Genomic DNA, 9,272 nt, shown 5'->3' on the forward strand with positions numbered 1-9,272 from the left:
AGATGAAAAAATTTGAACTCCCCAGCCCCGCCCCATTGATGGGCCGCCAAGCCTGGTCGGCGTTTTTGCTGGCGCTGATCGTAGTCGGCGTGCTGGCCCCGGTCTTCAACTTGTGGGTCCCCGAGAGCAGCCCCTTCCATTTGAGCGACTACGCCATCGCCCTGATCGGCAAGATCATGTGCTACGCCATCTGCGCGCTGGCCATGGACTTGATCTGGGGCTACACCGGTATTTTGTCGCTGGGCCACGGTTTGTTCTTCGCCTTGGGCGGCTACGTCATGGGCATGTACCTCATGCGCCAGATTGGCCAAGACGGCAACTACAAAAGCGATTTGCCCGACTTCATGGTGTTTCTGGATTGGAAAGAGCTGCCCTGGCACTGGATGCTGTCAGACAGCTTTGTGGCCACGCTGGCGCTGGTGGTGTTGGTGCCGGGTGTGATCGCTTTTGTGTTCGGCTACTTTGCCTTTCGCTCGCGCATCAAGGGCGTGTATTTTTCCATCATCACCCAGGCCCTGACCTTTGCGGCCATGCTCTTGTTTTTCCGCAACGAAACCGGGCTGGGCGGCAACAATGGCTTCACCGATTTCAAGCGCATTCTTGATTTGCCCATTGCCACCCCGGGCATGCGCATGACGCTGTTTGTCATCACTGGCCTGACCTTGTTGGGTTTTTATCTGTTCTCGCGCTGGCTGGTGGGCAGCAAGTACGGCCGCGTGTTGATGGCGATTCGCGATGCCGAAACGCGGGTCATGTTCTCGGGCTATTCGCCCTTGCCTTACAAGCTCAGCATTTGGGTCATCTCGGCCGTGATGTGCGGCATTGCCGGGGCTTTGTACGTGCCGCAAGTGGGCATCATCAACCCCGGCGAGATGAGCGCGGCCAACTCGATCGAGATCGCGGTGTGGGCGGCGGTGGGCGGGCGCGGCACCTTGATCGGGCCGATTGTGGGTGCGTTTTTGGTCAACGGTGCCAAGAGCTGGCTCACCGTGAGTGCGCCTGAGTTTTGGCTGTACTTTTTGGGCGCGCTGTTCATTGGCGTGACCTTGTACATGCCCCAAGGCGTGGTGGGCCTGGTGCGCAAAGTGTGGCGCAAACGCGAGACCGCGCAAACGCCATCAGAACCCGTGTCGGACGCGCAGGGCAAAAAAGGCGGTGCCGCATGACGCCTGATCTGCTGCAAAAAGGCGCTGAGCGCGTGGCCCGCGTGGCCCAACAACGCGTCCAAGCCACAGAATCCGGTGGCCGCAGCGCGGGCTATGGCCGCGTGGTGCAAGACGCCAACCAAGTCGATGTGACCCATGGCCGCATCCTGTATCTGGAAGACGTGAGTGTGAGCTTTGACGGCTTCAAGGCCATCAACAAGCTGTCGCTCGACATCGCACCCGGCGAGCTGCGCTGCATCATTGGCCCCAACGGCGCAGGCAAGACCACGATGATGGACATCATCACCGGCAAAACCCGCCCCGACGAAGGCCGCGTGTTCTTTGGCAGCACCATCGACTTGCTGCGCCACAACGAACCCGCCATCGCGCAGCTGGGCATTGGCCGCAAGTTCCAAAAGCCCACCGTGTTTGAGCACCTGAGCGTGTTTGAAAACCTCGAACTGGCTTTGAAAACCCCCAAGGGCGTGAAAGCCTCGATGTTCTTCAAGCTCGATTCACGCCAAAGCGACCGCTTGGCCGAAGTGCTGCACACCATCCACTTGGCGGACAGCGTTAGGGTGCAGGCGGGCACGCTCAGCCACGGCCAAAAGCAGTGGCTGGAGATTGGCATGCTGCTCATGCAAGACCCCAAGTTGCTGCTGCTCGATGAACCGGTAGCGGGCATGACCGACCACGAGACCGAGCGCACCGCCGAGCTGTTCTTGACACTCAAAGGCAAGCACTCGCTCATGGTGGTGGAGCACGACATGGGCTTCATCCGCACCATCTCGGACATCGTCACCGTGCTGTGCGACGGATCCGTGCTGGCCCAAGGCACGCTCGACCAAGTGCAGGCCGACGAGCGGGTGATCGAAGTTTATTTGGGGCGCTGAACATGCTGGAAGTCAAGAACATTCATCAGTACTACGGCGGCTCTCATATCTTGCGCGATGTGAGCCTAAGCGCCGAACAAGGCCAAGTCACGGTGCTGTTGGGGCGTAACGGCGTGGGCAAAACCACGCTGCTCAAATCGCTCATGGGCTTGGTGGCGATCAAGAGCGGCAGCGTGGTGCTGGACGGCAAAGACCTGAGCAGTGCCCAACCTTATGAACGGGCTGCAGCGGGTGTGGGCTATGTGCCCCAAGGCCGCGAAATCTTTGCGTGCCTGACGGTCGAAGACAACCTGCGCATGGGCTTGGCCACACAGCCCGGCAGCACGCCCATCCCGCCTGAGTTGTTTGAATTGTTTCCGGTGCTCAAGCAAATGTTGCACCGCAGGGGTGGTGATTTGTCGGGCGGTCAGCAACAACAACTGGCCATTGCCCGCGCCCTGGCTGCCAAACCGCGTTTATTGATCTTGGACGAACCCACCGAAGGCATCCAGCCCAGCATCATCAAAGACATCGGCCGCGTGATCCGCCAACTGGCCGATGTGGGTCTGCAAGGCCAGCGCATGGCGGTGCTGCTGTGCGAGCAGTACTACGACTTTGCCGAAGAACTGGCCGATCAGTACTTGGTGATGGAGCGGGGCGAAGTGATCGCAAGCGGGCCGGGGAGTGAGATGAAGGACAAGAACATTCAGCAGTTGGTGGCGATTTGAGGAGCCGGATGTTGAAGTGTTGATGGTGTAGGTCGGCTAAGCAGCGTTTCCTGCCAGTCAGCCCTTAGCCGTGTGGGCCTGCAATCGGTCAAGAGCGGTCAGTTGAGGTCATCTCCGTAAGCAGTCCTTCGTTGAATTAGACCTTGGCCGATATCGGTCATTCAAGCTGAGAGCATCCTTCGGGCTCGATGTGGCACAACATGGCACACATCACAAGCCCATTGATTCACTGTCGCTCACTGTGCCTCAATCTTGCGCTCCGTCACGATTTTGCTGAGCTGACGGATCTCACCTTCTACGCGGTTGCGAAACTCAGTGGGAGTACTGGCTCGTGGGCTACCGCCCCAGTCAATCAGCCTTTGCTTGATGGCGGGTTGGTCCAGAACGGCCCGCAGTTCTCGATTGAGCCGTTCCACGACGGCGGGCGGCGTGCCTTTGGTCGCAGCCACTCCCAACCATGAATCGAACACCACGCCTGCAAAGCTGTCGGCCACAGCAGGCACGCCTGGCAGGGCCTGTTGCCCAGCGGGAACCGTGGTGGCGAGCACGCGCACGCGTTTGTCCTTGAACAGCGGTGCGGTGGTGGTCATGGTGTCGATCATGACGTCCACGCGCCCTGCCAGCAGTTCCATCATGGGGGCAGTGCCACCTCTGAAAGGCACATGTGTAGCCGCGCCGCCGCTCTCAGCCATCAGCCATTCGCCAAACAGGTGCATGGCTGTGCCCACGCCGACCGAAGTGTAGGTGTAGCGGTTGGGCTCGTTTTTGACGCGGTCGATGAAATCCTTGAATGAGGAGATCGGTGAATCGGGGCGCACGGACAGCGTGAGTGGGTAGGTCGTGACTGTGGAAATCCAAGCAAAATCATTGACTGCATCGAAGGGCAGATTCTTCTTCATGGCAGCATTGCTCGAATGCCCGCTGGGCAGCAGCACCAGCGTATAGCCGTCAGATGCAGCTTTGGCCACTGCGTCTGCCGCGATGTTGCCGCCTGCACCCGCACGGTTTTCGACCACGACAGGCTGACCGAGTCGCTCACCGAGTGGTGTGGCGATAAGGCGTGCCACCATGTCGCTACTGCCGCCTGGCGCAAAGCCCACCAGCAGTTTGATGGGACGAGCAGGCCAGGCGTCCTGGGCTTGCGCCAGGACAGTGGTCAAAGCCAGCGAAGCAACCAGTATCTGGCCGAGACGGATCAACAAGTGTTTCATATGGCGGATCTCCGAAAAAAGAGTTCAGGTAACGGGCACAACTTTACACACAGCCACAGCGGTGGCTACTTCTTTTCCGTCCTGCAGTAGCGAGCCCATGACGTGGCACACATCGCGCCCACGGCGCAGCAAGCGCGCTTCGCCCTGCAGCGTACCCACCTGCGCGACGCGTAAGAAGGACACGTTCAGATTGAGTGTGGCCACGCCTTGCCCTGCGGCCAGCGTGGCATCTACCAGGCTGGCGGTCAGGTCATCCAGCATAGCGCTTAGCATGCCACCTTGCACCGTGCCAGCCGGGTTGCGAAAGTCGGGCGGTGCTTCGTAGGTGGCGCTCAGCATGCCTGCCGCCGCGTCTACCGCGTCGATGCGGCTGCCCAGCAAGGTGAGCACGGGCGGACGAGCGACCTCGCCGCTTAACATGCGGCTAAAGTAGCTCTGGGCATCGGCAGTGTTGTAATTCAAACTCATGCGTCGTCGCGGATGCCGTTACGCAGCGTGCCGATGGCATCCACCACGATCTCGCACACGTCACCGGGCTTCATGAATATCTGCGGGTTGCGCTTGTTACCCACGCCGCCAGGGGTGCCGGTCACGATCACGTCACCCGGCGACAGTGGGATGAAGGTCGAGATGTAGGCGATCTGGCGCGGGATGCTGTGGATCATCTTGTCGGTGGTGGTGTCTTGCAGCACCTGGCCGTTGAGCACGGTTTGCAGGCGCATCACTTGCGCAGGCGCGATCTCGTCGCTGGTGACCATCCAGGGGCCAAAGCCGCCGGTCTTGTAGAAGTTCTTGCCAGGTGTCCACTGAGAGGTGGCGATTTGCCAGTCGCGCACCGAGCCATCGTTGTAGCAACTGTAGCCTGCAATGTGGTCCCAGGCCTCAGCTTCCGGGATGCGGCGGCCGCCTTTGCCGATGATCACGGCAATCTCGGCTTCGTAGTCGAGGCGGTGCGACTCCGGTGGACGCAGGATGTCTTGACCGTGCGCGACCTGTGAGTCGGCCAAGCGCAAAAAGATCACTGGCGTTTCGGTCACTTCGCGGCCGGTTTCGAGCACGTGTTCGGCGTAGTTCAATCCGATGCAAAAGATCTGACCCGGGTTGGGGATCACCGGCAGCAGCTGAAGTTGCGAGAACTGGAGCGTGGGCTTGTGCGCCTTGGCTGCATCAGCTGCTGCACTGAACAGGTTTTTGGCGATCAGGGTTTTCAGGTCGGGCGCTTGTGCGCCCAGGATGGGGCTCAGGTCGAGCACGTCGTCGCCGGTCACGACGCCGTAGGAGGGCAGGCCCTGGTTCAGGAAGCTGATGAGTTTCATGTTCTGGCTTTCAGGTGAGGTTAAAAAAGTAAAAGCTCAGCTCAGCCGCGCAGAAATTTCCTGCGCGGCCCGCTGGATGAGGGGGGTGAGTTTGCTGCGGTCGATCACAGCCATGCGTTGCACGCTGGTGACGAGGGAGAGGGCGGCGATCACGTTGCCATCGGCTTGGTAAAGAGGCACGGCCACGGCTGCCAGATTGGATTCGAGTTCGCCATCTGAAAAGTAGTGGCCATTTTTACGAATTTGGCTGTAGTAGCGGCGAAACGCCGACCAATCGCTCGGTAAGCCCGATGCGGCAATGTCTTCGGTGTGACGGTCGAACAATTTGTGCAACGCGGTAGGCGTCCAGTTTGCCAGGATGACTTTGGGCGCAGCGCCTTGAAACAAAGGGCGCGGCCGTCCACGGCCATAACTCAGGTTGGCTGGCATGGAGCCCAGTTCGCGGTGGGTGTCGAGCAATTGGTCGCCATGCAAGCTGGACACAACACAGTCAAAACCTGTCTGGGCCACCAGCTCTTTCATGAACGGGATGCCACATTGCAGGACCGGGTCGGCTTGGCGGATCAAGTGGTCCAGGATGACGATGCGAGGCCCTAGTGCGAATTGGGCATCACTGCCGCGCCGCAGAAGACCCGCATCGCTCAGGGTCTTGAGGTATCGGTAGCTGGTGGGCAAGGACACCCCCAGTGCTTCGCTGATATCTTCGGCGCTCCAGTGCAGGCGCTGGTCAGAGAACAGCTCGAGCACGCTGAGCATGCGGGCAAGGCTGGTATCGGCTTTATCGATCATGGTGAGTTCTGTTCAACATCCATGGGCCAAGGCACCCGCAACGGGCAGCAAGGCGCTGATGCGATCAAGGTCGGCACTGTTTTGAGCTAGGCCCAGAATGTAGCGGTCCGGGCGCAGCAGCACGGCGCGTACGCCCTGCTGGTCCAGCCAGGCTTTGACCTCGGGGTCGCGCGCAGCTACGGTGACCACGCCTTGCGCCAGCCAGCGCTCACGGGTGTCTTCGCTGACTTGCGCCAACACAGAGTCCTCACCCAGGACGGCAAAGTTCAAGCCCAGCAGCGTGTCCAGCAGATGGCCATTGGCCAGTGTGGGTTGCGGGAATACTTGGGCCACCGGAGCCTGCTCGCCCAACCAGATGCCAGGACCTAAGCGTGGCGTCGGGAATTGGAATATCTCGGGCTGCCCAGCTTTGAATTTGGCATCGCGTTCGCGTGCTGCTTGCGGGTCGGTGGTCTGGATGATGTCGCCCAGCTTCACGGCCAAGTCGATGAAGGCCTGCACATGCGGTGAACGCTCGCTTTCATAAGTGTCCAGCAGCGCATCGTCTGCACAACCGCGCAGCACGGCGTCAAGCTTCCAGGCCAAATTGGACACATCGCGGATGGCCGCGCACATGCCCTGGCCCAGGAAGGGTGGTGTCTGGTGTGCCGCGTCACCGGCCAGCATCAAGCGGCCTTGGCGCCAGCCTTCGGCGATCACCGAGTGGAAGGTGTAAATCACGGCACGTTCGATGTCGGCTTGCTCGGGCGTGATCCATTTGCTCACCAGTTTCCATAAAGTTTCAGGCTGGACCATTTGATCTTCTTGGTCACCGGGCATGAGCATGATTTCCCAGCGCCTGCGGTTGCCGGTCACGTTGCAATACGTCATGGGGCGTGCCGGGTCGCAGTGCTGCACGGTGTGGTCGGGCAGGGTGGGGACATTGGTTTTGAGCCGCACATCGAACACCAGCCAAGGCTGGTGCAGGCCCAGATCGCGCATGCGGGTACCCAGCACTTTGCGAACCAGCGAGCGAGCGCCGTCGCAGCCGATCACGTAGCGTGCCTGCACCGCATGATTTTGTTGTGTTTGCAGGTCGGTGACCTGCAGAGTGGCGGCGTCAGCGCCGTCTTTGATGGCGGTGACTTCGTGACGGATGCGCACTTGCACCTGCGGGTAGCGTTGCAAGCCAGACCGCAACACGGCTTCGAGCTCGGGTTGGTGAAAGTAGTGGTTGGTGGCGCAGCCGTGCGGGCCACGTTCCTGGGTGCCGGCGCGGATCAGCAAGGTTTCCCCAGTGGCGTTGTTGAAGTACATGCCTTTGAGGCCCGGGCGCGAGATGCTCTCGACCTGTGGGCGCAAACCGGCGGTCTCGAACACGCGCATGGTTTCGCCGTCGAAATGGATGGCGCGCGGCAGGGGGTAGATCTCGCCCTCGCGCTCGAGCACCAGCACCGACAGGCCATATTGGCCCAGCAAGTTTGCCAGCGTGGCGCCCGCCGGGCCGTAGCCAATGATGGCGACGTCAAACACCGTCTGGTTCATGCCACGTAGCCCATGAGTTGCTGCATCTCTTTCAACCATTCGGCGCGGCTGCGGAATTTGGGACGGCTACGCGCCAGTGCTTCCGTAGCGGCCATCACGGCTTCGTCGCTTTGGTCCAGGTCGATCGGTTCGCGCAGCGGTTGCTCGCAGTACCAAGGCATGTCCAGGAACACCTCCAGACGGTTGCCTTCGGGGTCGCGAAAGTAGATCGACACCGCGTTGCCATGGCTGGTGCAGACCAAGTCGCTCGCATCGGGATCGGCCTGAACGCGGTCACGCACCGCGCGTAAAGAGGCCAAGTCGGGCACGCGCAGCGAAATCTGGTTGATCACGCTGAACGACAAGTCCGCAGGGCGGCCTGTGGCCAGCACGATCTGGTGGTGTTCTGACGGGTCGCGGCTGAGGAAGACCAGTTGCACAGGCCCCAGATCGCCGCGATCGGTTTCGAAGAAGCACATCACGTCTTTGTAAAAGCGGGCCATGCGTTCGAGGTCGCGCACATAAATACCCATGTGGCTGAAGACCAGCGAATTGGACTGGGCAAGTGGCTTGGACATGATCATTCCTTTTGCAAAAATTTCATGAATTATATTTTGATTCACCGATAAAAAACTAATGGTTTATCCCATGGTGATAATTTTAAGTGTTTGAAAGAATGCTGGCAGACCTCCAGGTCGTGACCCTCAACAAATCAGGAGACACCCGTATGAACCGCACCACCCGCCGCATGGGCCTGGCCACTTTGGCCTTGGCTTTGTTCAGTGCTTTCCCCGCCATGGCTCAGGACTATCCGAACAAGCCGATCAAGATCATTGCCCCTTTCCCCGTGGGCACAGGCCCTGACGCCAACACCCGTGAAATTGCGCTGGAGTTGTCCAAGGTGCTGGGGCAGTCGGTGGTGGTGGAAAACCGTCCGGGTGCCTCCACCATGATTGGCATGGAAGCGGGGGCCAAGGCCACACCCGATGGCTATACCCTGGTGATGGGCTCGACCACCTCGATGTCTGTGCTGCCCTACACCTATGGTGCCAAAGTGCCTTACAAGGTGGAGCGGGACTTTGTACCCATAAGCGTTGTGGGTTTGCTCAACACCGCTTTGACCGCCCACCCGAGCGTGCCCGAGAAAAATGCAAAGGAACTGATCGAGCGCCTGAAAAAACAGCCCGGCTCCTTGACATCGGCCACATCGGGTGTGGGCAGCTACTCCCATCTGGCTGGTGAGTGGTTTGCCTCGAACGCCGGGGTCAAGATCAATTTTGTCCCCTACAACACGTCGAGCCCTTATGCGGATCTGGTGGCAGGGCAGGTGAATGTGATTTTCGACGCCTTGCCCGCAGCCATTGGCAACGTCAAGGCAGGCAAGCTCAAAATTCTGGCGTTGACGGGCAAGACGCGGCATCCCAACTTCCCGGATGTGCCCACTTTTGCCGAGTCGGGTTTGCAAGACTTCAGCCCCACCGCCTGGATAGGCTTGTTTGCCCCTGCGGGCACACCTGCTGCTGTGGTGGCCAAACTGGGCGATGCCATGCAAAAAGCCACAGCCCAAAACCCTGAGCTGATTGCCAAATGGCGCTCTTATGGCGGTGATCTGAAGGCTCAGACCCCGGCCGAATTTTCAGCCTTCCTCAAACAAGATGACGCCCTGTGGGGCCCTGCCATTCGCAAGGCTGGCGTGAAGCTGGACTGA

At 59.9% G+C, this 9,272-nt stretch carries 10 protein-coding genes; 4 read left to right on the forward strand and 6 right to left on the reverse strand.

What is annotated here, in order from left to right:
- The first annotated feature begins 2 nt into the window (after nt 1–2).
- Genes urtC through urtE form a run of 3 tightly spaced genes read left to right on the forward strand, consistent with a single transcriptional unit; the run spans nt 3 to nt 2,745 of the window.
- Nucleotides 3–1,166, forward strand: coding sequence for an urea ABC transporter permease subunit UrtC (gene urtC, locus B472_RS05220; protein ID WP_019425911.1), 1,164 nt, complete (start codon nt 3–5; stop codon nt 1,164–1,166).
- Nucleotides 1,163–2,038: an urea ABC transporter ATP-binding protein UrtD gene (gene urtD, locus B472_RS05225; protein WP_019425912.1), complete on the forward strand. Its 876-nt coding sequence runs from the start codon at nt 1,163–1,165 to the stop codon at nt 2,036–2,038. Before urtC ends, urtD begins: the two co-directional genes overlap by 4 nt.
- A gap of 2 nt (nt 2,039–2,040) precedes the next feature.
- Nucleotides 2,041–2,745 carry an urea ABC transporter ATP-binding subunit UrtE gene (urtE, locus tag B472_RS05230; protein ID WP_019425913.1) on the forward strand — a complete coding sequence of 235 codons (705 nt, stop codon included), beginning with the start codon at nt 2,041–2,043 and terminating at the stop codon, nt 2,743–2,745.
- A gap of 236 nt (nt 2,746–2,981) precedes the next feature.
- On the opposite strand, the gene B472_RS05235 is transcribed toward urtE, so the two are convergent.
- The 6 genes from B472_RS05235 to B472_RS05260 are packed head-to-tail and all read right to left on the reverse strand — an operon-like array spanning nt 2,982 to nt 8,148.
- Nucleotides 2,982–3,956 carry a tripartite tricarboxylate transporter substrate binding protein gene (locus B472_RS05235; protein ID WP_019425914.1) on the reverse strand — a complete coding sequence of 325 codons (975 nt, stop codon included), beginning with the start codon at nt 3,954–3,956 and terminating at the stop codon, nt 2,982–2,984.
- A gap of 24 nt (nt 3,957–3,980) precedes the next feature.
- Complete coding sequence (locus B472_RS05240) at nt 3,981–4,424, reverse strand: PaaI family thioesterase (protein WP_019425915.1); 444 nt, start codon at nt 4,422–4,424, stop codon at nt 3,981–3,983.
- Nucleotides 4,421–5,272 carry a fumarylacetoacetate hydrolase family protein gene (locus B472_RS05245; protein ID WP_019425916.1) on the reverse strand — a complete coding sequence of 284 codons (852 nt, stop codon included), beginning with the start codon at nt 5,270–5,272 and terminating at the stop codon, nt 4,421–4,423. Before B472_RS05245 ends, B472_RS05240 begins: the two co-directional genes overlap by 4 nt.
- A gap of 36 nt (nt 5,273–5,308) precedes the next feature.
- On the reverse strand, nt 5,309–6,061 hold the full coding sequence (locus B472_RS05250; protein ID WP_019425917.1) for an IclR family transcriptional regulator: 753 nt from the start codon (nt 6,059–6,061) through the stop codon (nt 5,309–5,311).
- Between the two features lie 12 nt (nt 6,062–6,073).
- Nucleotides 6,074–7,585, reverse strand: coding sequence for a bifunctional 3-(3-hydroxy-phenyl)propionate/3-hydroxycinnamic acid hydroxylase (locus tag B472_RS05255; RefSeq protein ID WP_019425918.1), 1,512 nt, complete (start codon nt 7,583–7,585; stop codon nt 6,074–6,076).
- Nucleotides 7,582–8,148 carry a VOC family protein gene (locus tag B472_RS05260; RefSeq protein WP_019425919.1) on the reverse strand — a complete coding sequence of 189 codons (567 nt, stop codon included), beginning with the start codon at nt 8,146–8,148 and terminating at the stop codon, nt 7,582–7,584. Before B472_RS05260 ends, B472_RS05255 begins: the two co-directional genes overlap by 4 nt.
- A 143-nt stretch (nt 8,149–8,291) precedes the next feature.
- Between B472_RS05260 and B472_RS05265 the strand changes: the two genes are divergently transcribed.
- Nucleotides 8,292–9,272 carry a tripartite tricarboxylate transporter substrate binding protein gene (locus tag B472_RS05265; protein ID WP_040505810.1) on the forward strand — a complete coding sequence of 327 codons (981 nt, stop codon included), beginning with the start codon at nt 8,292–8,294 and terminating at the stop codon, nt 9,270–9,272.

Source organism: Limnohabitans sp. Rim28, assembly GCF_000293865.2.
Taxonomy (GTDB): Bacteria; Pseudomonadota; Gammaproteobacteria; order Burkholderiales; family Burkholderiaceae_C; genus Limnohabitans_A.

Excerpts from the sequence above, each read along its gene's own strand:
- B472_RS05255 (WP_019425918.1), bottom strand. The coding sequence starts at position 7,585 with ATGAACCAGACGGTGTTTGACGTCGCCATCATTGGCTACGGCCCGGCG.
- B472_RS05240 (WP_019425915.1), bottom strand. The coding sequence starts at position 4,424 with ATGAGTTTGAATTACAACACTGCCGATGCCCAGAGCTACTTTAGCCGC.
- B472_RS05235 (WP_019425914.1), bottom strand. The coding sequence starts at position 3,956 with ATGAAACACTTGTTGATCCGTCTCGGCCAGATACTGGTTGCTTCGCTG.
- B472_RS05245 (WP_019425916.1), bottom strand. The coding sequence starts at position 5,272 with ATGAAACTCATCAGCTTCCTGAACCAGGGCCTGCCCTCCTACGGCGTC.
- urtD (WP_019425912.1), top strand. The coding sequence starts at position 1,163 with ATGACGCCTGATCTGCTGCAAAAAGGCGCTGAGCGCGTGGCCCGCGTG.
- B472_RS05260 (WP_019425919.1), bottom strand. The coding sequence starts at position 8,148 with ATGATCATGTCCAAGCCACTTGCCCAGTCCAATTCGCTGGTCTTCAGC.
- B472_RS05250 (WP_019425917.1), bottom strand. The coding sequence starts at position 6,061 with ATGATCGATAAAGCCGATACCAGCCTTGCCCGCATGCTCAGCGTGCTC.
- urtE (WP_019425913.1), top strand. The coding sequence starts at position 2,041 with ATGCTGGAAGTCAAGAACATTCATCAGTACTACGGCGGCTCTCATATC.
- urtC (WP_019425911.1), top strand. The coding sequence starts at position 3 with ATGAAAAAATTTGAACTCCCCAGCCCCGCCCCATTGATGGGCCGCCAA.
- B472_RS05265 (WP_040505810.1), top strand. The coding sequence starts at position 8,292 with ATGAACCGCACCACCCGCCGCATGGGCCTGGCCACTTTGGCCTTGGCT.